Below are 21,301 nucleotides of genomic sequence, written 5' to 3' on the forward strand. Positions count from 1 at the left end.
TCGCGCAGCTGGAACAGGCTGGAGGCTAGGCCCGAGGCCGGTTGCAGCGAGGTCAGCTGGGTGCGGGTCCGCGACCCCTGGGCGTCGGTGATGGTCCATTCGTGCAGACGCATCGGATCGCCGGCGAAGGCCAGGATGACCTGGCCGTCGTTGGGGCGGCCCGAGTCGCGCGCGGTGATGGCGAAGGCGCGGAATCCATGCGCGTCACGCGGTCGATCCGCACGCCCTGATCCAGCCGGACCTCGCGCGCCAGGAACGTCGACAGGGGGGTGCGCCCCAGCGGGACCTGCTGGAAGTTGTTCAGGCGCGGGTCGTAGCGCTTGACGTTGTAGCCGTCGGACACGACCAGCAGGCCGGCCGGGTCGGTGTATTCGAACCGCATCTTGCCCGGCCGCTGCAGATAGAAGCGGCCCTGGCGACGCTGTCCGTTCGGGCCGGTCTCGACGAAGGTCCCCTGCGCCGAGGTCAGACCCTGCAGATAGGCCTGGGCGCGCTGCACCACCTGGCGGTCGGCCGCGGACAGGTTCGACTGGGCCTGCGCCGGCGCGGCCAAGCCGCCCAGGACGGCGGCGCCGCTCAGAAGGCCGGCGCCCAGCAGAAGCTGGCGGCGCTGGAGGTCGGCGGGGGCGGGCGCGAGGGCGCGGACGCGTGCGGTCATGTCAGTCGTCTCCCGTTCGGGATGGTTGTCGATCCTGCCGTCTTGCCCGGCCGGCTTGGCGTCGGAATGACGCGAGCCTGACCATATTCCGGCGCTCCGATGAAGCCCTGTTCATCGAAATGCTGAAGCTTGGGAAGACAGCGGGGTGGAGAACGGACCGGAGCGAGGAGGGTTGCGCACGAACTTCTCCCTCCCCGTTCCGGGGAGGGTGGCCGAGCGAAGCGAGGACGGGTGGGGGCGACCGGGCGATGCATAGCCGACATCAAGGCGTCTGAGGAATGCAGCTTCGCCTTGCCGCCCCCACCCCGTCGCTGCGCGACGACCCTCCCCCGCAGGGGAGGGAGGGCCCGGCGCCTCACGCCATCGGCGGCGGGCCGGCCAGGACGTCGCGCTTGCCGGCGTGGTTGGCGGGGCTGACCACGCCCTCCTGCTCCATCCGTTCGATCAGGGTGGCGGCGCGGTTGTAGCCGATCTGGAGGCGGCGCTGGACGTAGGAGGTCGAGGCCTTGCGGTCGCGCGTGACCACGGCGACGCCCGGTCGTAGAGGTCGTCCCCGGACCCGCCGTTCCCGCCCTCGTCGAAGCCGCCGTCCCCGTCGCCGTCCGGCTCGTCGGTGATCAGGTCCAGATAGTCGGGCTCGGCCTGGGCCTTCAGGTGCTTGCAGACGTCCTCGACCTCCTTGTCGTCGACGAAGGGGCCGTGCAGGCGGGTGATGCGGCCGCCGCCGGCCATGTAGAGCATGTCGCCCTGGCCCAGCAGCTGCTCGCCGCCCTGCTCGCCCAGGATGGTGCGGCTGTCGATCTTGGAGGTGACCTGGAAAGATATCCGGGTCGGGAAGTTGGCCTTGATGGTGCCGGTGATGACGTCGACCGACGGGCGCTGGGTGGCCATGATCAGGTGGATGCCGGCGGCGCGCGCCATCTGGGCCAGGCGCTGGACGGCGCCTTCCACGTCCTTGCCGGCGACCAGCATCAGATCGGCCATCTCGTCCATGACCACGACCAGATAGGGCATGGGCTCGGGGCGGATCTTCTCGGACTCATAGACCGGCCGGCCCTGGTCGTCGAAGCCGGTCTGGACGGTGCGTTCGAAATGCTCGCCCTTGGCCTGGGCCTCGCGGGCGCGCTCGTTGTAGCTGGCGACGTTGCGCACCCCCAGCTTGGACATGCGGCGATAGCGGTCCTCCATCTCGCGCACCGTCCATTTCAGCGCGACGACGGCCTTCTTCGGATCGGTGACGACGGGCGCCAGCAGGTGCGGGATGCCGTCATAGACCGACAACTCCAGCATCTTGGGGTCGATCATGATGAAGCGGCATTCGGCCGGGCTGTGGCGATACAGGATCGACAGGATCATGGCGTTGACCCCCACCGACTTGCCCGAGCCGGTGGTGCCCGCGATCAGCAGGTGCGGCATCCGCGCCAGGTCGGCGACATAGGGCTCGCCGCCGATGGTCTCGCCCAGGGCCAGGGGCAGCAGGTGGCCCTTCTTGTCGTATTCGGCGCTGGCCAGGAGGTCGCGCAGATAGACGGTCTCGCGCTTGGCGTTGGGCAGTTCGATGCCGATGGCGTTGCGCCCCTGGACCACCGAGATGCGACAGGCGCGGGCGGACATGGAGCGGGCGATGTCGTCCGCCAGGGCCACGACGCGGCCGTGCTTGACGCCCGGCGCCGGGACCAGTTCGTACAGGGTGACGACGGGGCCGGGGCGGATCTGGTCGATCACGCCGCGCACGCCGAACTCCTGCAGCACGCCCTCCAGCATCTTGGCGTTCTGCTTCAGCGATTCCTCGTCGACCGAGGCGACGCGCTGGCTGGGCTTGGTCAGGATGCCCAGCGGCGGCAGGTCGAAGGCGCCTTCGGGGCGCACGAAGTCGAAGGCCTGCTGGTCGACGTCCACGTCCTTGCGGGCCTTGGGCGCCTTGACGGCGGCGACACGGGGCTCTTCGGGCCGGCCCGAGGCGCGCGGCGGCGGCGGCGAGGCGGGCTCATCTTCCCACGGCGGCAGGTCGTCATAGGCGGTCTGCGGGCCCTCGTCCGAAGCGGGCGCGTCTTCGGGCGGCGCGGCGACCCGCGGCTCGGGTTTCGGACGGGCCGCCTTGGCGCGCGGGGCCTTGGCGGGGGCGGCGCGGCGGGGGCGCGCAGCGAACGCCCCCAGTTCAGGGCGTCGAGAAAGTCGGCGGCCCTCAGGCCGATGGCGAAACCGGTCGCCCACAGCCCCCGGCCAGAAAGACCAGGCCGGCGATGATCCGGGCGCCCGGAATTCTCAGGGCCCCCAGTCCCTGCGCCGCCAGACCGGTCACGGCGTCGCCCCACAGACCGCCCAGCCCCGCCGCCAGCGGCCAGGCCGCCGGCGCGGCCAGGGCCGCCAGGGCCGCCGACAGCAGCAGCACCCCGCCGGTCGCGGCCAGCGCCTTCAGCGGCGTCGGCTTTAACCGCTGCTGGAGCACATCGCCGATCGCCCGGGCCAGGCCGAAGGCGACCAGCAGCAGGGCGGCGGGCCAGGCCGCCAGCCCCAGCGACTGCATGAAAGGTCGGCGAACAGCGCGCCGTTCGCGCCCAGCCAGTTGGTGGTCGGCAGGCTGGAGGCCGCGTTCAGGCTGGCGTCCGCCGGGTTCCAGGACACCAGGGCGACCAGCAGCAGGGTCGCCAGCAAGGCCTGCAGCACGCCCCGGAACCGCACCACGAACGGCGCGTCCCACAGGATGCGGGCGCTGATCCAGGCCTGGCGGCCGACGGCGAGAGCGGTGGACATGGGAAGGGCGGACCCTGGCGGCGAAGGACGGTCCCGCCCTTGTCGCACCGACAGGGTTAAGGGGCTGTTTACCAGCGAAGCCGTGGACAAGCGCCGGGCTCCATGAGAGGTTGCCGATCATGAAACCCTGGGTGTCGATCCTGCTGCTCGCCTTCCTGGCTGGCTGCACTTCCCAGACGGACCGCGCGCCGCCCCGGCCGCTGTTCGATCTGGGCGGGGTTCCCCACGAATGGGCGCTGGCGCACGGGAAGGTCGGCGGGCTTATCCTTTCAGGACTGGACGGAACGGGACGGGGCACGCCCGTCTTGGTCATGACCTGCGACGACAGCACCCGCGGGGGCCTCCAGGTCCGATTCCCGGAAGCGACTGCAGGACCCATGCGCCTTCAAGCCGGCGACAAGACCTTCCAGGTCGAGGCGAGGCAAAAGGATGACCTGTGGGCTGTTCAAGGCGAGGGGCGCTTCCCCGCAGGATGGTTCGAGGCGTTGGCCGCCGCTGACACGCTGCGCATATCCTATGGAACGCGAGCGCTCGCCGTGCCCGCGCCGGGCGCGCCGTCCGTAGAACATTACGCGCGCTATTGCGATCTATTGACCGCCGGCAGGCCTGCCTGAATCGATCCGGGCTCTGGACGCCGCGCCGCTCCGGCGCGACAAGCCCTTCATGGCCGACATCGAACGCTACGACATCGTCATCGCCGGCGCGGGGCTGACCGGGGCGGCGTTCGCCCTGGCGGCGGCGCAGGCCGGTCTCAGGGTCGTGATGGTCGACCCCCAGCCGTTCGACGCCCAGCTGGCGCCGACCTTCGACGGGCGGTCGACGGCGATCGCCTTTTCCACCTTCCGCATGCTGGACGCGCTGGGCCTGGGCGAGGCCCTGCGGCCGCACGCCTGCCGCATGGATCATATCCTGGTGACGGACGGGCGCCGGCCGGGGGCGGCCAGCCGCGCCGCCTCGCCGGCCTTCCTGCGCTTCGACGCCGAGGAGATCGGCGGCCGCACCGGCGGCGAGCCGCTGGGCTACATGGTCGAGAACCGCCGCATCCGCGCGGCCCTGGCCGAGGCGGTGACGCGCGCGGGGATCGAGGTGCGGGCGCCGGCCTCGGTCGCGGCGGTGGAGGTCGATCCGGGCAAGGCGACGGTCATGCTGGCGGACGGATCACGCCTGGTCGCGCCGCTGGTGGTCGGGGCCGAGGGGCGCGGCTCCACCGTGCGCAGAGCCGCCGGCATCGACACCGTCGGCTGGGGCTATGGCCAGAGCGGCGTGGTGGCGACCGTGAAGCTGGGCCGCGACCACGGCGACGTCGCCCACGAATATTTCCTGCCCGGCGGCCCCTTCGCCATCCTGCCGCTGACCGAGCAACGCGCCAGCCTGGTGTGGACCGAGACGACGCGCCGGGGCGAGGCGCTGCGCGACGCCTCGGACGCCGCCTTCCACGCCCATCTGATGCGCCGGTTCGGCGAATTCCTGGACGGGGCGACGGTGGAGGGGCCGCGCTTCGTCTATCCGCTGTCGCTCAGCCTGGCCGAGCGCCTGACCGCGCCGCGCATCGCCCTGATCGGCGACGCGGCGCATGGCGTGCATCCGGTGGCGGGCCAGGGGCTGAACATGGGGCTGAAGGACGCCGCCGCCCTGGCCGAGGTGCTGGCCGAGGCCGCGCGCCTGGGCGAGGACATCGGCGCCGAGACGGTGCTGGAACGCTACGCCCGCTGGCGGCGGTTCGACAATGCGGCGCTGGCGGCCGGCTTCGACGCCTTCGTGCGGCTGTTCTCCAACGACATCGCGCCGGTGCGGCTGGCGCGCGACATCGGCCTGGCGGCGGTCAACCGCATCGGCCCCCTGCGCCGCGCCTTCATGCACGAGGCCGGCGGCGCGACGGGCGACCTGCCCCGCCTGCTGCGCGGCGAAGCCGTCTGATCAGGGCTGGAGCCGGTAGCCGCCCGCGTCGGTCAGCAGCAGGCGGGCCTGGCCCGGCTCGGGCTCGATCTTCTGGCGCAGGCGATAGATGTGGGTTTCCAGGGTGTGGGTGGTGACCCCGGCGTTATAGCCCCAGACCTCCGTCAGCAGCTCCTCGCGCGACACCGGCTTGGCCCCGGCGCGATAGAGGTACTTCAGGATGTTGGTTTCTTTCTCCGTCAGCCGGATCTTCTTGCCCTTGGCGTCCATCAGCACCTTGGCGGCGGGCCGGAACTCGTACGGGCCGATGGAGAAGACCGCGTCCTCGGACTGTTCGTGGCTGCGCAGGTGGGCGCGGATGCGGGCCAGCAGGACGGCGAAGCGGAAGGGCTTGGTGACATAGTCGTTGGCCCCGGCGTCCAGGCCCAGGATGGCGTCGGCGTCGGCCGACTGGGCCGTCAGCATGATGATCGGGGTCGAGACCCCGTCCTTGCGCAGCAGGCGGCAGGCCTCGCGGCCGTCCATGTCGGGCAGGTCGACGTCCAGCAGGATCAGGTCGGCGCGGATCTCGCGGCCCATGCGCACGCCGTCGGTCGCGGTCGAGGCCTGCTGGGTCTTGAACTCCTCGTGCAGGTTCAGCTGCTCGGCCAACGCCTCGCGCAGGTCGTCGTCGTCGTCGATGATCAGGATGGTCTTGGGCGTGGGCATGGATCAGACAATGGCGAGGCTTGGCCCCCGCGCCAAGGCTTGGGGGCGTGAATTCACGTCGGGTTACGGCCTAGAGGCCTCTTCGGGGCGATTACGTTCCCCGAACAGCGCGGTTCCGACCCGCACATGGGTCGCGCCGCGCCGGATCGCCGTCTCGTAGTCGCCGCTCATTCCCATCGACAGGACGCCCAGCCCGTTGCGGTCCGCGATGCGGGCCAGCAGGGCGAAATGCGGCTCTGGATCCTGGTCGGCGGGCGGAATGCACATCAGCCCCTCGATCGTCAGGCCGTAGGTCCGCCGCGCCTGGCCGATCAGGGCGTCGGCCGCGTCGGGCGGGACGCCGGCCTTTTGCGGCTCGGCGCCGGTGTTGACCTGGACCAGCAGGCGCGGCGTCCGGCCCAGCTTGCCGGACGCCTCGGCCAGGGCGCGCGCCATCTTCTCCCGATCCAGCGTCTCGATCACGTCGAACAGGGCGACCGCGTCCGGCGCCTTGTTGGTCTGCAGCGGGCCGATCAGCCGCAGCTCCAGATCCGGCAGCCCCGGCCGCCGGTCGCTCCAGCGCTCCTGCGCCTCCTGCACGCGGTTTTCGCCGAAGACGCGCTGACCCGTCGCCAGGGCCGCGTCGATCGCCTCGGGCGGCTGGGTCTTGGACACGGCCGTCAGGGTCGCGGCGTCGGGATCGCGCCCGGCCTCGCGGCAGGCCTGGACGATGCGGCCGCGCACCCGGGCGAACCGGTCGGCGATGGACGCGGACGACGAAGCGGGGGAAGAAGCGGTCATGACCCTGCCGGACGGCTATAGCGATGAGGCGCGCGCGCTGTGGGACGCCGCGACGGCTCTAAACCGCCAGGCGGGCGCTGTCAGCCTGCCGCCGCTGCTGTTCTTCACCGACCCGGAGCGCACCCCCGTCCCTGGGAGACGGCGGCCCGCCTGCCCGCCGGGGCCGGCGTGGTCTATCGCGCGTTCGGCCGCGCGGACGCCGCGACGACCGGCCGCCGCCTGCGCGAGGCGACGCGACAGGCCGGGGTCCGGCTGCTGGTCGGCCTGGACATGGCCCTGGCCGAGGCGGTCCAGGCCGACGGCCTGCATCTGCCCGAACGGGCGGCGGGCCAGGCGCAGGCGATACACGCCGCCCGCCCCGACTGGCTGCTGACGGCCGCCTGGCACGGGGGTCCCGTCGAGTGCGCGGGGCTGGACGCCCTGGTGCTGTCGCCGGTCTTTTCCGCCGGCGGAGCGTCGGCCGCTCGGCCGGCGCTGGGCGTAGAGGGGTTTCGAGACCGGGCCGAGGCGGCCGGTCCGCCTGTCTATGCGCTGGGCGGGATCAGGGCCGGCGACGTCGGCGCGCTGGCCGGGTCCGGCGCCTGCGGCCTGGCGGCGGTGTCGGCGATCCAGGCGGCTTTTCAGGCCTTCGCCTGATCAGAATTTGAAGATGGTTTCCAGGCGAACGCGCGGCTGGGCGCGGCCGTTGGTCTCGGGCGCGCGGGCCGGATCGGCCTCGGGCGAGGCCACGGCGGCGGCGGCGCCGACGCGCAGGCGGTCGTTCAGGCGATAATAGGCCCCGGCCTCGACGTCGCCCCAGTCGGTCTCGCGGCCGACGGGCTGGTTCAGGTTGAAGTCCAGGCCCCAGCGGCCGTTGTCGTTCAGACGCAGGCCGCGACGCTGCTGGGCGGGAGCGGCGCGCTGGCCTGCTGGGCCTCGGTCAGGGACACCGAGGGCGTGCGCGACTGAGCCGCGGCCGAACCGGCGGCGGCCGTGACCGAAATCACGGCGGCGACAGCGATGAAAGCGCCAAGACGCATTTCCAACCCTTCAGGCGCGCCTGACGACGCGCCGACAAACCTGAACCGGCCTTATGCGACCGTGAACCTCGCGATTAGACATCGGAGGCCCGCCCGGTCAACGCAACGTCGTCCGCATAACCCGGTTCCCCGTCATTGTTGCGGTGCGATGTGGCGCGAGCGTCACGGGAATCGGACCATCACGGGGCCTTTCCCTCTCGGTCCCGTGCCGGCGGGGCGGACGCGGCGCGCGCTTCGCCTTGTCATCGCCCCTTTTCACCGTGTTATAGAGCCCTGCTCCTGCGCGGAGCCGCGCGCGTGCGGGCCAGGCCCCCACGATCCCAATGGTTACGGAGACTTCCTTGATGCGCCTCAACACGGCCCTGGTTCGCGGCGTCGCCGTCGTCCTCCTGTCGGGCGTGGCCCTGTCGGCCTGCTCCAGCATCCCCTTCGTCGGCGGCGGCGACCGCAAGACCCAGCGCGTCGACGTCCAGCAGGGCATCGGGGTCAACGGCTATCTGTGGCGCGCCTCGCTGGACACGCTCAGCTTCATGCCGCTGGCCAACGCCGATCCGTGGGGCGGCGTCATCAACTATGACTGGTACATCAACCCCCAGACGCCGAACGAGCGCTTCAAGGCGACCGTCTTCATCCTGGACACCCGTCTGCGCGCCGACGCCCTGAACGTGACGGTGACCAAGGAGATCAAGGGCGCCGACGGCCAGTGGACCGGGGCGCCGGTCGCGGCCCAGACCGAGGCGGACCTGGAAAACGCCATCCTGACCCGCGCGCGCCAGTTGAACCTGGCCAACGCCGGCTGACGCCCGGCTCGGCCTTTCCTTTGGCGCCGTCGCCCTTCGGGCGGCCTGAGCGCCATCGTTCCTGCGCTAACGCCCTTCGGGCTGCTTGAGCGCAGTTGTTCCCGCGCTAACGCCCTTCGGGCGGCTTGAGCGCTTCGCGCCCGTTTCGCGACGCAGCGCAAAATTTCTTGGGCGCTGTCGTCCTTCGGGCTAGTTGAGCCGGGGCGGCAGCGCCCTTTGACTTCAGGACGACCGTGGCCCGCTACGAACCCAAGACCGCCGAACCCCGCCAGCAGGCCCGCTGGGCCCAGGCGAACGCCTTCGTCACCCGCGACACCGGCCGACCGAAATACTATGTCCTTGAAATGTTTCCCTATCCTTCGGGGAACATCCACATGGGCCACGCCCGAAACTATGTGATGGGCGACGTGGTGGCCCGGTCCAAGCGCGCGCAGGGCTTCGACGTGCTGCATCCGATGGGCTGGGACGCCTTCGGCATGCCGGCCGAGAACGCGGCGATGGAACGCGGCATCCACCCCAAGGGCTGGACCTATTCCAACATCGCCACCATGCGCGAGCAGCTGAAGCTGCTGGGCCTGTCGCTGGACTGGTCGCGCGAGTTCGCCACCTGCGACCCCGAATACTACGGCAAGCAGCAGGCCTGGTTCCTGGAACTGTATCGGCGCGGCCTGGTCTATCGCAAGGACGGCGTCGTCAACTGGGACCCGGTCGACAACACCGTCCTGGCCAATGAGCAGGTGATCGACGGGCGCGGCTGGCGCTCGGGCGCGGTGGTGGAGAAGCGCAAGCTGAACCAGTGGTTCCTGCGCATCACCGACTACGCCGACGACCTGATCGAGGGGTTGAAGACGCTGGACCGCTGGCCCGAGAAGGTCCGGCTGATGCAGGAGAACTGGATCGGCCGCTCCAAGGGGCTGCAGATGACCTGGGCCTTCGCCGGGCCCGCCCCCGAAGGGTTCGACGCCGGCGTCGAGATCTACACCACCCGCCCCGACACCCTGTTCGGCGCCAGCTTCCTGGGCCTGGCCCCCGATCACCCCTTGTCGAAACAACTGGCCGAGGCCGATCCGCGCGTCGCCGAGTTCGTCGCCAAATGCCGCGAGGGCGGCACGTCCCAGGCCGACATCGAACAGGCCGAGAAGATCGGCTGGGACACGGGCCTGAAGGTCCGCCACCCCTTCACCGGCGCCGACGTTCCCGTCTGGATCGCCAACTTCATCCTGTCCGAATACGGCACGGGCGCCATCTTCGCCTGCCCGGCCCACGACCAGCGCGACCTGGACTTCGCCCGCAAGTACGATCTGCCGGTCATCCCCGTGGTGCGGCCCGAGGGCGCCGGCGACGACTTCGCCGTGGACGACGAGGCCTATGTCGGCCCGGGGACGATCTTCCATTCCGACTTCCTGGACGGTCTGGACATCGAGGCGGCCAAGGCCGAGGCGGTGCGCCGCGTCGAGGCGGCGGGAACCGGCCAGGGCGCGACCATCTACCGGCTGCGCGACTGGGGCGTGTCGCGCCAGCGCTACTGGGGCTGTCCCATCCCGATCATCCACTGCCCGTCGTGCGGCCCGGTGGAGGTTCCCGCCGACCAGCTGCCGGTCGAACTGCCCGAGGACGTCACGTTCGACACGCCCGGCAATCCGCTGGATCGGCATCCGACCTGGAAGCACGTCAAATGCCCGTCCTGCGGCGCCGAGGCGACGCGCGAGACCGACACGCTGGACACCTTCGTCGATTCCAGCTGGTACTTCGCCCGCTTCACCGACCCGAAGGCCGCCCAGCCGATCGACAAGGCCGCCGCCGATCGCTGGCTGCCGGTCGACCAGTACATCGGCGGGGTCGAGCACGCGGTGCTGCACCTGCTCTACGCCCGCTTCGTCACCCGCGCGCTCAGCGACGCCGGACTGATGGACGTCAAGGAGCCGTTCGCCGGCCTGTTCACCCAGGGGATGGTGGTCCACGAGACCTATCGCCGCCCCGACGGCCAGTGGGTCGAACCCACCGACGTCGAACTGAGCAACGACGGCGGCGTCCGCTCGGCGCGCCAGCGGTCGACCGGCGAGACCCTGACGATCGGCGACATCGAGAAGATGTCCAAGTCCAAGAAGAACGTCGTCGCCCCGGCCGAAATCCTGGAAAGCCACGGCGTCGACGCCGGCCGCCTGTTCGTCCTGTCCGACAGCCCGCCCGAGCGGGACGTGCAGTGGACGCCCGGCGGGGTGGAAGGCGCCAGCCGCTTCGTCCAGCGCGCCTGGTCGCTGTTCGACGCCTACGATCCCGCCTTCGCCGGCGAGGACAAGGCCAACGCCGACCTGCTGCGTGAGACGCATAAGGCCGTCAAGGCCGTGTCAGAGGGGGTCGAGGGCTTCCGCTTCAACTCCGCCATCGCCAAGCTGTACGCCTTCGTCGCCACGATCCGCGACAACGACAAGGCCGGCGGCGAGGCGCGGCGTCAGGCCCTGTCGGCGCTGGCCCGGCTGATCGCGCCCTTCACGCCCCACCTGGCCGAGGAATGCTGGAGTCGGTTGGGCGAGGACGGCATGGTTCTGGACGCGCCGTGGCCCGTGTGGGACGCTGCCCTGGCGGCCGACGACGAGGTGGTCCTGCCCATCCAGATCAACGGCAAGCGCCGGGCGGAAATCCGCGTGGCGCGCGGCATGGAGCCGTCCGCGGTCGAGGCGCTGGTCCTGGCCGACGAGACGGTCAAGGCGCGGCTGGAGGGTCTGAGCGTGAAGAAGATCGTCGTGGTCAAGGACCGCATCGTCAATCTGGTGGCCGGCTGATGCGCCGCGCCCTTCTGGCGCTTCTGCTGGCGGCGCCGCTGGCGTCGGCCTGCGGCTTCACCCCGCTCTACGCCGATCCGGGCGTGGGCTCGTCGCTGCGGCGCATCGCGGTCGCGACCCAGGACGACCGGCTGGGCTATCGCCTGCGCGAGCAGCTGGAGGACGCCCTGGCCTGGGACCGCGCCTCCGCCCCCCTCTACCGCCTGGACATCCGGGTCGAGCAGAGCCGTCGCTCGCTGGGCCGCCGCATCGACGACACCGCCACCCGCTACGAGCTGACGGTCAAGGCGACCTGGACCCTGACGCCGGCCTCGGGCGGGACCCCGATGACCGGGACCGAGACGGTGACCACCACCTACGCCGCCGCCGACCAGCCCTACGCCGCCATCGCGGCCCAGCAGGACGGCGAGGAACGCGCCGCCTCCGAACTGGCCCGCCTGATCCGCCTGGACCTGATGCAGGCCCTGGCCCAATGATCCTCCCCGCGCAGCGGGGGAGGGGGACCACGGAGTGGTGGAGGGGGCGACCCCGGACTTGGTGTGCGCCTTTCCCCCTCCACCGCCTGCGGCGGTCCCCCTCCCCCGTTCTGCTGCGCTTCTCGGGGAGGATCTCATGATCCTCTCCAAACGCCCCGAGATCGACCGGTTCCTGAAGGCGCCCGATCCGGCGATCCGGGCGGCGGTGATCCACGGCAAGGACCGCTCGGGCGTCGCCGAACGCGCCGAGATCCTGTGCCGCACGGTCACGCCCGACCTGAACGACCCGTTCAACGTCACCGTCCTGACCGACAGCGACATCGACGGCGACGAGACCCGGCTGGAAGAAGCGCTGACGGCGCTGTCGATGATGGGCGGCCGGCGTCTGGTGCGGGTGCGCCTGTCGACCTTCAAGGCCGGGGTGGACAAGGCGGTCGCGGCGGCGGTGAAGATCCACGCCGAGGGCGGCTACAATCCCGACGCCCTGCTGGTGGTCGAGGCCGACCAGCTGGGCCGCGAATCCGCCCTTCGCAAGACCGCCGAGAAGGAAACGGGGGCCGTCGGAATCGTCTGCTACGAGGACGAGACCGGCGACGTCGCCCGCATGGTCCGCGAGGCCCTGGCGGCCGACAAGGTGGGCCTGACCTCCGACGCCCTGGACCGGTTCGTCGCCCGCCTGCCCCGAGAGCGCGGCCTGATGCGCCAGGAGATCGAGCGCCTGGCCCTGTTCGTGGGCCCCGGCTCGGGCCGCAGCATCGACCTGGACGAGTTGGAGACCCATCTGGGCGTGGAGCCGGACGCCTCCCTGTCGGATGCGGCGCTCCAGGCCTTCGGCGCCCGGCCCGGCCCGGCCCAGTCGGCCCTCAGGCGCGCCTTCGCCGAGGGCGAATCCTCGGTCCTGGCCGTGCGGTCCGCCGCGATTCACCTGGGAAAGCTCAGGCGGATCAATATCTTGCAGGCCAACGGCGCGAACGCCAAGGAGGCCGCCAAGGCCGCCGGCGTGTTCTGGAAACAGGAGGCCGAAATACTGCGCCAGGCCCGGTCCTGGCGGCTGGAGGCGCTGGACGAGACGCTCGACAGCATCAACGCCGCGGACGTGGCGACCAAGACGACCGGAACGCCCGATCAGCTGATCGCCGAGCGCCTGCTGCTGGAAATCGCCGGCAAAGCGCGCCGACTGGGGCTCTAGCCGCGCTTCGACGCGCGGCGGAAGGCGGGCTTGTTCAGCGCCGCATTCTGGTGCGCCACGCCCTTCTCGGCGTGCCGGGCGGGTTTGAACGCGCCCGTGGACGCGGTCGCGCCTCCGGCGCGCTTGGCGGCCAGCGCCTTCTTCATAGCCTCGGCGGTGGGGTTGGCGGGCTTGTCTGTCATCCGACCACCTTGCCACCGCGCCGCCGTGCAAGCCAGACGGTGGCTCCGCCGCAGTTCCGATCGCTCACGACGTGGCGGCGCACGTCCAGCCCCACATCGTCCAGCCCTGTCCGATAGGCATCGAGCGAAAGGCTGCCGTGATAGAGCGGCTCTCCGCGCCACTCGCCGATGGTCTCGCCCTGTTCGGACCCGCTGGTGAACACGAGCACGCCGCCGGGCCGCAGGTGACGTGCGAAAACCGCGAGCATCGCCGGCTGCGCTTCGGGCGGCAGATGGATCAGGCTATGCCAGGCGATCACCCCGTCGAACGTCCGGCCCAGATCGACCCCGCGCATATCGGCCGTGATCCACGTCTGATCAGGGAACCGGCCGCGACACAGATCGATGAGGTCCGGTGAGACATCGACGCCCACGATCTCGCGGCCCTGTTCGACCAGATAGCGGGCGATCGGCTCTCCCGAGCCGCAGCCGAGGTCGAGAATCCGTCCGCCTTGCGGGACGTGGGCCAGAAAGGCGTCCAGCCACGATCGTTCGAAGAGGGTCTTGGTCCGATCCGCGTCGAAGTCGCAGGCCCGCCGGGCATAGAGGTCGGCGATCGCCTCCGCCGGGGCTTCACCTCAGCCGCGCATCAGGCGTCGGCACAGGTCGTCCAGCTGCTCCAGCGAGCCGTAGCGGATGCTCAGTTCGCCCTTGCCGCCCTTGTCCGCCAGCTGGACCTTCAGTCCCAGGGCGTCGGCCAGATCCTGCTGCAGGGCCGCGACGTCGGCCGCCCCCTCCCCGCCTGCGCCGCCGGCCGCCGGCCGCGCCCTTGCCGGTTTCGGTCCCTCGACCGCCCGGCGGGCCAGGGCTTCGGTCTCGCGCACGCTCAGGCCGTTGACGAAGGCGATGTCGGCCAGTTCGGCCGGATCGGGCGTGTTGATCAGCGCCCGCGCGTGGCCGGCCGACAGCTTGCCCTCGCGCACATAGAACAGCACCCGTTCGGGCAGCTGCAGCAAACGCATGGTGTTGGCCACGTGGCTGCGGCTCTTGCCGACCACGCCCGCAACGGCGTCCTGGGTGCGGCCGAACCGCTCCATCAGCACGCGATAGGCCTCGGCCTCTTCCAGCGGGTTCAGGTCGGCGCGCTGGACGTTCTCGACGATGGCGACCTCGAACACCTCGACATCGTCCATCTGGGTGACGATGATCGGCACCTCGGTCAGGCGCGCGGCCTGGGAGGCGCGCCAGCGGCGTTCGCCGGCGATGATCTGCCAGACCCCCTCCTCGCCCGGCTGGGCCCGCACCAGGATCGGCTGCAGCACGCCCTTGTCCCGGATCGAGGCGGTCAGTTCCTCCAGATCCTCCTGGCGGAAGGTCTTGCGCGGCTGGTCCGGGTTCGGCTTCAGGCTCTCGATCGGCGCGCGCTGGACGCCCGCCGGCGCCGGCGTTCCGGCCGCGACCGGCGCCTCGACGTTTTCCCCCATGAGGGCCGACAGTCCGCGCCCCAGGCCTCTTTGTCGTTCAGCCAAGATACTGTTTCCGTTTCTTCTCTTGAGATCAGGCGGCCAGCTGGATGCGCTGGCGCTCGCGCCGCACCACCTCGCGCGCCAGCCGCAGATAGGCCTGGCTGCCGGCGCATTTCAGGTCGTAGATCAGCGCCGGCTTGCCGAAGGACGGCGCCTCGGCCACCCGCACATTGCGCGGGATGACGCTGTCGTAGACCTTGTCGCCGAAGTGGGCGCGCACGTCGTTGGCGACCTGTCCCGAAAGCGCGCTGCGGCGGTCGAACATGGTCAGGACCAGGCCCTGGATCTCCAGCGCCGGATTCAGGCTGTGGCGGACCATGTCGATGGTGCGCATCAGCTGGCTGAGGCCTTCCAGGGCGAAGAACTCGCACTGCAGCGGCACCAGAACCGCATCGGCTGCCGCCATGGCGTTCAGGGTCAGCAGGTTCAGCGACGGCGGGCAGTCGATCAGGACATAGTCATACCCGGTAGGGCCGTCATCGTGGGCGCGAAGGGCGTCGCGAAGCCGATACGACCGCCGATCCGCCTGGCTCAGCTCGATCTCCACGCCTGACATGTCGGCGTCGGCGGGCACGATCCAGAGGCCGGGCACCGAGGTCTGCACGGCCGCATCATCGATGGACCGCTGATCCACCACCACGTCATAGATGGTCACCCGCCGTGTTTCACGTGGAACACCCAGGCCGGTCGAGGCGTTGCCCTGCGGGTCCATGTCGACGATCAGCACCCGCTCGCCGATGGCGGCCAGCGCCGTGCCCAGGTTGATCGCCGTGGTCGTCTTGCCCACGCCGCCCTTCTGGTTCGACACGGCCAGGACGCGGGCGGGTTGTTTCTTACGGCCTAGGGCGGACACGTCGGACCCTCCGGATGCTCACGATACGCCCACGGGGGTCGCTCTGCGACGGGGCCAGTTCAGCTTCGAATTGCCAGGATTTCCGAGCCTCGATCAACTCGGATTCGGCCTTCTCCCCTTTCAGGAACAGACCTTGTGCACCCCTTTCAAAGTAGGGCTGTGCATAACCGAGCAGCTTGTCCAGCGGCGCCACGGCCCGGGCGGTGACGATGTCGCACGTCACGCTCTGCGCCTCCGCCCGCCCGTTCAGGACCGTGGCCGGAAGGTGCAGCTCGTCGACCACGGACTGAAGGAAGCGGCACCGCTTGCCCAGGCTGTCGACCAGCCAGACGTGGGCGCCCGGCCGCCCCTTCAGCAGGATGGTCAGGACCACGCCGGGAAACCCCGCCCCTGCCCCCAGGTCGGCCCAGGTCAAGGCGGTCGGCGCGTGGGCCAGCAGCTGGGCACTGTCCCAGGCGTGGCGGTTCCAGAAGTCGGGCAGGCTGTCAGGCCCCACCAGATTCATCACAGCGTTGGCCTCGACCAACCGCTCGCGGAAAATCTCCAGGTCGGCCATCTGGGCGGCCGTGGCCCCGGTCTTCTCTTGGAAGAGCCGCTTCTGCGTCTCCGGCATCAGGCGGCGACCGAGGGACGCGCGCCGCGCTTCACATGGGCCAGCAAGGCCGTCAGGGCGCCGGGCGTCATGCCTTCGATCCGGCCCGCCTGCCCCAGGGTCTGGGGCTGGATCCGCGTCAGCTTCTCGCGGACCTCGCTGGACAGGCCGCCGATGGCTCCATAGTCCAGATCGGCCGGAAGGCGCAGCGCCTCCTCGGTCCGCAACGCCTCGGCATCGATCGCCTGGCGGTCCAGATAGGCCGCATAGCCGGCGTCGATCTCGACCTGTTCGCGCACCGCGGCGGGCCAGTCCGCGATCGCCGGCAGGGCCGAACCGAAATGATCCAGCGTCACGCCGGGAAAGGCCAGAAGCTCGCGCATTGTGCGGCGCTTGCCGTCGGCGTTGACCGCAATGCCCAGAGCGACCGCCTCTCCGGGCGTGAACCGTGTTTCACGTGAAACGGCGGCGGCCTCGGCCAGAACCGCCGCCTTGGCCTGGAAGCGCTCGCGGCGGGCCGCCGACACGATGTCCAGGTCGATCGCCAGAGGGGTCAGCCGCTGGTCGGCGTTGTCCGCCCGCAGCGCCAGTCGATACTCGGCCCGGCTGGTGAACATCCGATAGGGCTCGGTCACCCCGCGCGTGACCAGGTCATCGATCATCACGCCGATATAGGCCTGGTCGCGGCCCAGAACGACGGGCGTCGACCCCGCCGCCGACCGCGCCGCATTGAGGCCGGCCATCAGCCCCTGCGCCGCCGCCTCCTCATAGCCGGTCGTGCCGTTGATCTGGCCGGCCAGATAGAGGCCCGGCCGCTTCTTGACCTCCAGCGCCGGGGTCAGTTCGCGCGGATCCACATAGTCGTATTCGATGGCGTAGCCGTAGCGAAACACCTCCACCGCCTCCAGGCCGGGGATGGTCCGCAGGAAGGCCAGCTGCGTCGCCTCGCCGACCGAGGTCGAGATGCCATTCGGATAGACGGTCGGATCGTCCAGCCCCTCCGGCTCCAGGAAGATTTGGTGGCTGGTCTTGTCCGCGAAGCGCACCACCTTGTCCTCGATAGAGGGACAATAGCGCGGCCCCCGCCCCGACAGCCGCCCGCCATAGACCGCGCTCTCGCCCAGGTTCTCGGCGATGATGCGATGGGTCTCTTCGGTCGTGTGGGTCACGCCGCAGGCGATCTGAGGAACCGCGATCCGGTCGGTCAAGAAGGAGAAGGCCGACGGCGTCTCGTCGGCCTGCTGCATCTCCAGCCGCTCCCAGGCGATGGTACGGCCATCCAGACGCGCCGGCGTGCCCGTCTTCAGCCGACCCATGCTCAGCTGCGCGCCGTGAAGGTCGGCGGCCAGGCCCGTCGACGGCGCCTCGCCGTGTCGCCCGGCGGGAATGCGCTCGTCGCCCCGATGGATCACCCCGTTCAGGAAGGTGCCGGTCGTCAGGACGACCGCACCCGCCCGCAGGGTCTCGCCGTCGCCGGTCGTCACGCCGATCACGCGCTCGCCGTCCAGGACCAAGCCCTCGGCGGTTCCGGCCATCAGGGTCAGGTTCGGCGTCGCGGCCAGTTCGGCCTGCATGGCCTCGCGATAGAGTCGCCGGTCGATCTGGCTGCGCGGCCCGCGTACGGCGGCGCCCTTGGAGCGGTTCAGCAGACGGAACTGGATGCCCGACACATCGGCCAGCCGTCCCATGATCCCGTCCAGGGCGTCGATCTCGCGCACCAGATGGCCCTTGCCCAAGCCGCCGATGGCCGGGTTGCACGACATCTCGCCGATGGTTTCCAGCTTCTGGGTCAACAGGACGGTGCGCGCCCCGGCCCGCGCGGAAGCGGCCGCGGCTTCGCAGCCGGCGTGGCCGCCGCCTATGACGATCACATCGAAGGCGGTTTCAGTGTCGACGAAAGAGCGGGAGGAAGACATGGCGCGCACATAGGGCAATTCCGCCCGTTTCGCCACCTTGTCGGCGCCGGCCACGCCGCGAGACATCCTGATGTTTCACGTGGAACATCGGTATGGCCAAGTCTCACTTGCCGATGCAGAAGGTGGCGAAAACTTCGCCCAGAACGTCTTCCACGCCGATTTCGCCGGTCACGCGCGACAGGGCCGACGCCGCACGCCGCAGATCCTCGCCCGCCATTTCCGGCGCCTGATCCAGGGCGACGCGCGCGGTCGCGACCGCCGCCAACGCCTCGGTCAGGCGAAGCCGATGCCGTTCCCGCGTCACGGCGGGGAAGTCCGCGCCCGCCAGGTCCTCCGCCAGGCGCCGCGCCAGCCAATCGTGGAGCGCCTCCAGGCCCTGACCCGTCGTCGTGCTGACAGCCAACCAGTCCAGCCCCGCGGCCTCGTCTTCCCGTCGACCCTCGGCGAGATCAGCCTTGGTCGCCACGATCAGGTCGCCGGGCCGGACATAGGCCGCAGCGACGCCGGCCGGATCGCCGGGCGCGCGCACCCACAGCCGCAGGTCCGCCGCCTCCGCCCGCGCGCGAGCCCGCCGCACGCCCTCGGCCTCGACCGGGTCGTCGCTGTCGCGCAGGCCCGCGGTGTCGGACAGGGTGACGGCGTAGCCGCCGATGACCAGGTCGGCGTCCAGCACGTCGCGGGTCGTGCCGGCGATCGGCGTGACGATGGCCGCCTCTCGCGCCGTGAGGGCGTTGAACAGCGAGGACTTGCCGGCGTTGGTCTCGCCGATCAGCACGATCCGATAGCCCTGGCGCACCCGCTCGCCCCGACGGCCGGTGTCGACGGCGCGGCGCAGATCGTTCGCCAGCCGGTCCAGCACCGGCCCGGCGGTCCGGGCCAGGTTGTCGGGCACCTCTTCGTCCGGAAAGTCGATCTCGGCCTCGACCAGGGCCAGGGCCTTCAGCAGATCGCGGCGGAAGCCGGCGTAGGTCTGGCTGAGTCGTCCATCCAGCTGTCCCAAAGCTTGTCGGGCCTGCGCCGTGGTCTCGGCGTCGATCAGGTCGGCGACGGCCTCGGCCTGGGCCAGGTCCATGCGGCCGTTCTGGAAGGCGCGGCGGGTGAACTCCCCGGTTCCGCCGGGCGCAGCCCCAAGGCGATCAGGGCCCGGCTCGCCGCCTCGACCACCGCGCGGCCGCCATGCAGATGAAGCTCGGCGGCGTCCTCGCCGGTGTAGCTGTTGGGGGAGACGAAGCGCAGGACCAACGCGTGGTCGATATGTTCGCCGGCGCGCGACAGGCTGCGCACGGACGCTAGGCGCGGCTTGGGTCGCCCGGCGCCCAAGCCGTCCAGGGCCTGATCCACCCCCGGCCCGGACAGGCGGATGACCGCGATGGCGCCGCGACCGGGCGGCGTGGCGAGGGCGAAGATGGTGTCGGTCATCATGTCCGGCGGAGAAGACGCACGGTCTTACTTCACCGCCGCGTCCATCATACGGCGGAACTGGTCCTGGGCCTGCAGGCCGAAGCTGGTCCAGGCCTTCATCAGCTCTTCCGGCTGCATGGCGGCGACATTGGCCTTCATGCGCGCCTGCATCTCGGCGACCAAGGCGTCGTTCAGCGGCGTGACGTCAGGCAGGCCCAGGAAGGCGCGCGCCTCCGCCGGGCTGCAATCGATCTCGACATTGATCTTCATCGGCTCGCTCCGTTTCACGTGAAACAGACAACGCCTGGAGGCGAATGTCGCCTCAGGTGTTCATCGACTGGAAGAAGTCCGCGTTGTTCTTGGACTGGCGCAGCTTGTCGAGCAGGAATTCGATCGCGTCCTGCGGACCCATGGGATTCAGGATGCGGCGCAGGACATAGGTCTTGGCCAGCTGGTCCTTCGGCGTGATCAGGTCTTCCTTGCGGGTGCCGGACTTCAGCACGTCTATGGCCGGGAAGATGCGCTTGTCGGCGACCTTGCGGTCCAGCACGATTTCCGAGTTGCCGGTGCCCTTGAACTCTTCGAAGATCACCTCGTCCATGCGGCTGCCGGTGTCGATCAGGGCCGTGGCGATGATGGTCAGCGACCCGCCCTGCTCCACATTGCGCGCGGCGCCGAAGAAGCGCTTGGGCCGTTGCAGGGCGTTGGCGTCGACGCCGCCGGTCAGCACTTTGCCCGACGACGGGACGGTGGCGTTGTAGGCGCGGCCCAGGCGGGTGATGGAGTCCAGCAGGATCACCACGTCCTTCTTGTGCTCGACCAGGCGCTTGGCCTTTTCGATCACCATCTCGGCGACGGCGACGTGGCGGGTGGCCGGCTCGTCGAAGGTCGAGGCGACGACCTCGCCCTTCACCGTGCGCTGCATGTCGGTGACTTCCTCGGGGCGTTCGTCGATCAGCAGGACGATCAGCGACACCTCGGGATGGTTGGCCTCGATCGACTTGGCGATGTTCTGCAGCATCACCGTCTTGCCGACGCGCGGCGGGGCCACGATCAGGCAGCGCTGTCCCTTGCCCAGGGGGGCGACGATGTCGATGACCCGGCCGGACCGGTCCTTCAGGGTCGGATCCTGGATTTCCATGTGCAGCCGCTCCTCGGGATAGAGGGGCGTCAGGTTGTCGAACAGCACCTTGGTGCGGACCGCCTCGGGGTCCTCGAAGTTGATCGTGTCGACCTTGAGCAGGGCGAAGTAGCGCTCGCCCTCGCGCGGCGCGCGCACGGCGCCGTGGACCGTGTCGCCCGAGCGCAGGCCGAAGCGGCGGATCTGCGAGGGCGAGACATAGATATCGTCCGGCCCCGGAAGATAATTCGCGTCCGGGCTGCGCAGGAAGCCGAAGCCGTCGGGCAGGATTTCCAGCACGCCGTCGGCGATGATCTCGACCTCCTCCTCGGCCAGGGCCTTGAGGATGGCGAACAGCAGGTCCTGCTTGCGCAGGTTCGAGGCGTTCTCGACCTCCAGCTGTTCGGCGAAGGCGACCAGGTCGGCCGGCGTCTTCTCGTTCAGTTCCGCCAAGGTGATGCGGCCGGACGGGACGACGGGATCGCCCTCTTCCTCGTCATCGGCCGTGGTGTCCACGGCGTCGACGTCGCCGGCCTGGTCGGAGGTCAGGTCCAGGGCGGTCTCGTCGGACTCGGCCTCGGGGGAATCGGGAGTGGTGTCGCGGACGTCGGTCATGATGCAGGCTCGCGGTCGCGCGCGCACGAAGGGCCGTGCGGCGGCGGTCGTTCG

General features: G+C 70.3%; 24 protein-coding genes and 1 pseudogene. 7 read left to right on the top strand and 18 right to left on the bottom strand.

From position 1 onward, the window contains the following. Positions 1-52 precede the first annotated feature (52 nt). The 5 genes from MU852_RS09130 to MU852_RS09150 all read right to left on the bottom strand — a co-directional run bounded on the left by MU852_RS09130 (position 53) and on the right by MU852_RS09150 (position 3,412). Positions 53-658, bottom strand: coding sequence for a LolA family protein (locus MU852_RS09130; RefSeq protein WP_249749337.1), 606 nt, complete (start codon positions 656-658; stop codon positions 53-55). Positions 659-1,013: 355 nt separating this feature from the next. Then, the gene (locus MU852_RS09135; RefSeq protein ID WP_249749338.1) at positions 1,014-1,184 is read right to left on the bottom strand and encodes a DNA translocase FtsK; all 171 of its coding nucleotides are present in this window, start codon (positions 1,182-1,184) and stop codon (positions 1,014-1,016) included. Next, positions 1,103-2,872, bottom strand: coding sequence for a DNA translocase FtsK (locus MU852_RS09140; protein ID WP_249749339.1), 1,770 nt, complete (start codon positions 2,870-2,872; stop codon positions 1,103-1,105). The genes MU852_RS09135 and MU852_RS09140 overlap by 82 nt, the downstream gene beginning before the upstream one ends. Then, entirely contained in the window at positions 2,844-3,107 is a 264-nt protein-coding gene (locus tag MU852_RS09145; RefSeq protein ID WP_249749340.1) for a hypothetical protein, read from the bottom strand. The genes MU852_RS09140 and MU852_RS09145 overlap by 29 nt, the downstream gene beginning before the upstream one ends. Next, positions 3,089-3,412 (bottom strand): DNA translocase FtsK 4TM domain-containing protein, encoded by a 324-nt coding sequence (locus MU852_RS09150; protein WP_249749341.1) that lies wholly within the window; start codon positions 3,410-3,412, stop codon positions 3,089-3,091. Before MU852_RS09150 ends, MU852_RS09145 begins: the two co-directional genes overlap by 19 nt. A gap of 119 nt (positions 3,413-3,531) precedes the next feature. Here MU852_RS09150 and MU852_RS09155 point away from each other — a divergent pair, with 119 nt between their 5' ends. Both MU852_RS09155 and MU852_RS09160 read left to right on the top strand, forming a co-directional pair. Next, on the top strand, positions 3,532-4,026 hold the full coding sequence (locus MU852_RS09155; RefSeq protein ID WP_249749342.1) for a hypothetical protein: 495 nt from the start codon (positions 3,532-3,534) through the stop codon (positions 4,024-4,026). A 49-nt stretch (positions 4,027-4,075) separates the two neighbouring features. After that, entirely contained in the window at positions 4,076-5,329 is a 1,254-nt protein-coding gene (locus MU852_RS09160) for a UbiH/UbiF/VisC/COQ6 family ubiquinone biosynthesis hydroxylase (protein WP_249749343.1), read from the top strand. On the opposite strand, the gene MU852_RS09165 is transcribed toward MU852_RS09160, so the two are convergent. Then, positions 5,330-6,016, bottom strand: a complete 687-nt coding sequence (locus MU852_RS09165) for a response regulator transcription factor (protein WP_201216989.1) — start codon at positions 6,014-6,016, stop codon at positions 5,330-5,332. 63 nt (positions 6,017-6,079) lie between these two features. Further along, positions 6,080-6,796 (bottom strand): YggS family pyridoxal phosphate-dependent enzyme, encoded by a 717-nt coding sequence (locus MU852_RS09170; protein ID WP_249749344.1) that lies wholly within the window; start codon positions 6,794-6,796, stop codon positions 6,080-6,082. Positions 6,797-6,964: 168 nt separating this feature from the next. Between MU852_RS09170 and MU852_RS09175 the strand changes: the two genes are divergently transcribed. After that, positions 6,965-7,432 (top strand): thiamine phosphate synthase, encoded by a 468-nt coding sequence (locus MU852_RS09175; RefSeq protein ID WP_249749345.1) that lies wholly within the window; start codon positions 6,965-6,967, stop codon positions 7,430-7,432. On the opposite strand, the gene MU852_RS17865 is transcribed toward MU852_RS09175, so the two are convergent. Both MU852_RS17865 and MU852_RS09180 read right to left on the bottom strand, forming a co-directional pair. Then, positions 7,433-7,666 (bottom strand): NtrZ family periplasmic regulatory protein, encoded by a 234-nt coding sequence (locus MU852_RS17865; RefSeq protein WP_347342381.1) that lies wholly within the window; start codon positions 7,664-7,666, stop codon positions 7,433-7,435. Next, the gene (locus tag MU852_RS09180) at positions 7,657-7,815 is read right to left on the bottom strand and encodes a hypothetical protein (RefSeq protein ID WP_249749346.1); all 159 of its coding nucleotides are present in this window, start codon (positions 7,813-7,815) and stop codon (positions 7,657-7,659) included. Before MU852_RS09180 ends, MU852_RS17865 begins: the two co-directional genes overlap by 10 nt. Positions 7,816-8,159: 344 nt before the next feature. Between MU852_RS09180 and MU852_RS09185 the strand changes: the two genes are divergently transcribed. From MU852_RS09185 to holA, 4 genes are all read left to right on the top strand, one after another. Continuing rightward, entirely contained in the window at positions 8,160-8,615 is a 456-nt protein-coding gene (locus MU852_RS09185; protein ID WP_249751904.1) for a DUF3576 domain-containing protein, read from the top strand. Positions 8,616-8,848: 233 nt separating this feature from the next. Continuing rightward, a complete protein-coding gene (leuS, locus tag MU852_RS09190; RefSeq protein WP_249749347.1) occupies positions 8,849-11,398 on the top strand; it encodes a leucine--tRNA ligase in 2,550 nt (849 codons plus the stop codon). Next, on the top strand, positions 11,398-11,874 hold the full coding sequence (gene lptE, locus MU852_RS09195; RefSeq protein WP_249749348.1) for an LPS assembly lipoprotein LptE: 477 nt from the start codon (positions 11,398-11,400) through the stop codon (positions 11,872-11,874). The genes leuS and lptE overlap by 1 nt, the downstream gene beginning before the upstream one ends. 136 nt (positions 11,875-12,010) lie before the next feature. Further along, positions 12,011-13,063, top strand: coding sequence for a DNA polymerase III subunit delta (holA, locus tag MU852_RS09200; protein ID WP_249749349.1), 1,053 nt, complete (start codon positions 12,011-12,013; stop codon positions 13,061-13,063). On the opposite strand, the gene MU852_RS09205 is transcribed toward holA, so the two are convergent. The 9 genes and pseudogenes from MU852_RS09205 to rho all read right to left on the bottom strand — a co-directional run bounded on the left by MU852_RS09205 (position 13,060) and on the right by rho (position 21,247). Continuing rightward, entirely contained in the window at positions 13,060-13,245 is a 186-nt protein-coding gene (locus tag MU852_RS09205) for a hypothetical protein (protein WP_249749350.1), read from the bottom strand. The two genes, holA and MU852_RS09205, sit on opposite strands and share 4 nt — an antisense overlap. Next, positions 13,242-13,841: a class I SAM-dependent DNA methyltransferase gene (locus MU852_RS09210; protein ID WP_249751905.1), complete on the bottom strand. Its 600-nt coding sequence runs from the start codon at positions 13,839-13,841 to the stop codon at positions 13,242-13,244. The genes MU852_RS09205 and MU852_RS09210 overlap by 4 nt, the downstream gene beginning before the upstream one ends. 21 nt (positions 13,842-13,862) lie before the next feature. After that, the gene (locus MU852_RS09215; RefSeq protein WP_249749351.1) at positions 13,863-14,753 is read right to left on the bottom strand and encodes a ParB/RepB/Spo0J family partition protein; all 891 of its coding nucleotides are present in this window, start codon (positions 14,751-14,753) and stop codon (positions 13,863-13,865) included. Between the two features lie 28 nt (positions 14,754-14,781). After that, positions 14,782-15,603, bottom strand: a complete 822-nt coding sequence (locus MU852_RS09220; protein WP_249749352.1) for a ParA family protein — start codon at positions 15,601-15,603, stop codon at positions 14,782-14,784. Next, the gene (gene rsmG / locus MU852_RS09225) at positions 15,584-16,216 is read right to left on the bottom strand and encodes a 16S rRNA (guanine(527)-N(7))-methyltransferase RsmG (RefSeq protein ID WP_249749353.1); all 633 of its coding nucleotides are present in this window, start codon (positions 16,214-16,216) and stop codon (positions 15,584-15,586) included. The genes MU852_RS09220 and rsmG overlap by 20 nt, the downstream gene beginning before the upstream one ends. Next, the gene (mnmG, locus tag MU852_RS09230) at positions 16,216-18,111 is read right to left on the bottom strand and encodes a tRNA uridine-5-carboxymethylaminomethyl(34) synthesis enzyme MnmG (protein WP_249751906.1); all 1,896 of its coding nucleotides are present in this window, start codon (positions 18,109-18,111) and stop codon (positions 16,216-16,218) included. Before mnmG ends, rsmG begins: the two co-directional genes overlap by 1 nt. A gap of 103 nt (positions 18,112-18,214) precedes the next feature. Next, positions 18,215-19,530, bottom strand: a pseudogene (mnmE, locus tag MU852_RS09235) (tRNA uridine-5-carboxymethylaminomethyl(34) synthesis GTPase MnmE). Between the two features lie 27 nt (positions 19,531-19,557). Then, positions 19,558-19,782, bottom strand: coding sequence for a DUF6489 family protein (locus MU852_RS09245; RefSeq protein WP_249749356.1), 225 nt, complete (start codon positions 19,780-19,782; stop codon positions 19,558-19,560). A 52-nt stretch (positions 19,783-19,834) separates the two neighbouring features. Next, positions 19,835-21,247, bottom strand: coding sequence for a transcription termination factor Rho (gene rho, locus MU852_RS09250; RefSeq protein ID WP_249749357.1), 1,413 nt, complete (start codon positions 21,245-21,247; stop codon positions 19,835-19,837). Between the last annotated feature and the right edge of the window lie 54 nt (positions 21,248-21,301).

The organism is Brevundimonas albigilva (assembly GCF_023503965.1).
Lineage (GTDB): Bacteria > Pseudomonadota > Alphaproteobacteria > Caulobacterales > Caulobacteraceae > Brevundimonas > Brevundimonas albigilva.

Excerpts from the sequence above, each read along its gene's own strand:
- MU852_RS09130 (WP_249749337.1), bottom strand. The coding sequence starts at position 658 with ATGACCGCACGCGTCCGCGCCCTCGCGCCCGCCCCCGCCGACCTCCAG.
- MU852_RS09150 (WP_249749341.1), bottom strand. The coding sequence starts at position 3,412 with ATGTCCACCGCTCTCGCCGTCGGCCGCCAGGCCTGGATCAGCGCCCGC.
- MU852_RS09155 (WP_249749342.1), top strand. The coding sequence starts at position 3,532 with ATGAAACCCTGGGTGTCGATCCTGCTGCTCGCCTTCCTGGCTGGCTGC.
- MU852_RS09160 (WP_249749343.1), top strand. The coding sequence starts at position 4,076 with ATGGCCGACATCGAACGCTACGACATCGTCATCGCCGGCGCGGGGCTG.
- MU852_RS09165 (WP_201216989.1), bottom strand. The coding sequence starts at position 6,016 with ATGCCCACGCCCAAGACCATCCTGATCATCGACGACGACGACGACCTG.
- MU852_RS09170 (WP_249749344.1), bottom strand. The coding sequence starts at position 6,796 with ATGACCGCTTCTTCCCCCGCTTCGTCGTCCGCGTCCATCGCCGACCGG.
- MU852_RS09180 (WP_249749346.1), bottom strand. The coding sequence starts at position 7,815 with ATGCGTCTTGGCGCTTTCATCGCTGTCGCCGCCGTGATTTCGGTCACG.
- MU852_RS09185 (WP_249751904.1), top strand. The coding sequence starts at position 8,160 with ATGCGCCTCAACACGGCCCTGGTTCGCGGCGTCGCCGTCGTCCTCCTG.
- lptE (WP_249749348.1), top strand. The coding sequence starts at position 11,398 with ATGCGCCGCGCCCTTCTGGCGCTTCTGCTGGCGGCGCCGCTGGCGTCG.
- holA (WP_249749349.1), top strand. The coding sequence starts at position 12,011 with ATGATCCTCTCCAAACGCCCCGAGATCGACCGGTTCCTGAAGGCGCCC.
- MU852_RS09205 (WP_249749350.1), bottom strand. The coding sequence starts at position 13,245 with ATGACAGACAAGCCCGCCAACCCCACCGCCGAGGCTATGAAGAAGGCG.
- rsmG (WP_249749353.1), bottom strand. The coding sequence starts at position 16,216 with ATGCCGGAGACGCAGAAGCGGCTCTTCCAAGAGAAGACCGGGGCCACG.
- mnmG (WP_249751906.1), bottom strand. The coding sequence starts at position 18,111 with ATGTCTTCCTCCCGCTCTTTCGTCGACACTGAAACCGCCTTCGATGTG.
- MU852_RS09245 (WP_249749356.1), bottom strand. The coding sequence starts at position 19,782 with ATGAAGATCAATGTCGAGATCGATTGCAGCCCGGCGGAGGCGCGCGCC.
- rho (WP_249749357.1), bottom strand. The coding sequence starts at position 21,247 with ATGACCGACGTCCGCGACACCACTCCCGATTCCCCCGAGGCCGAGTCC.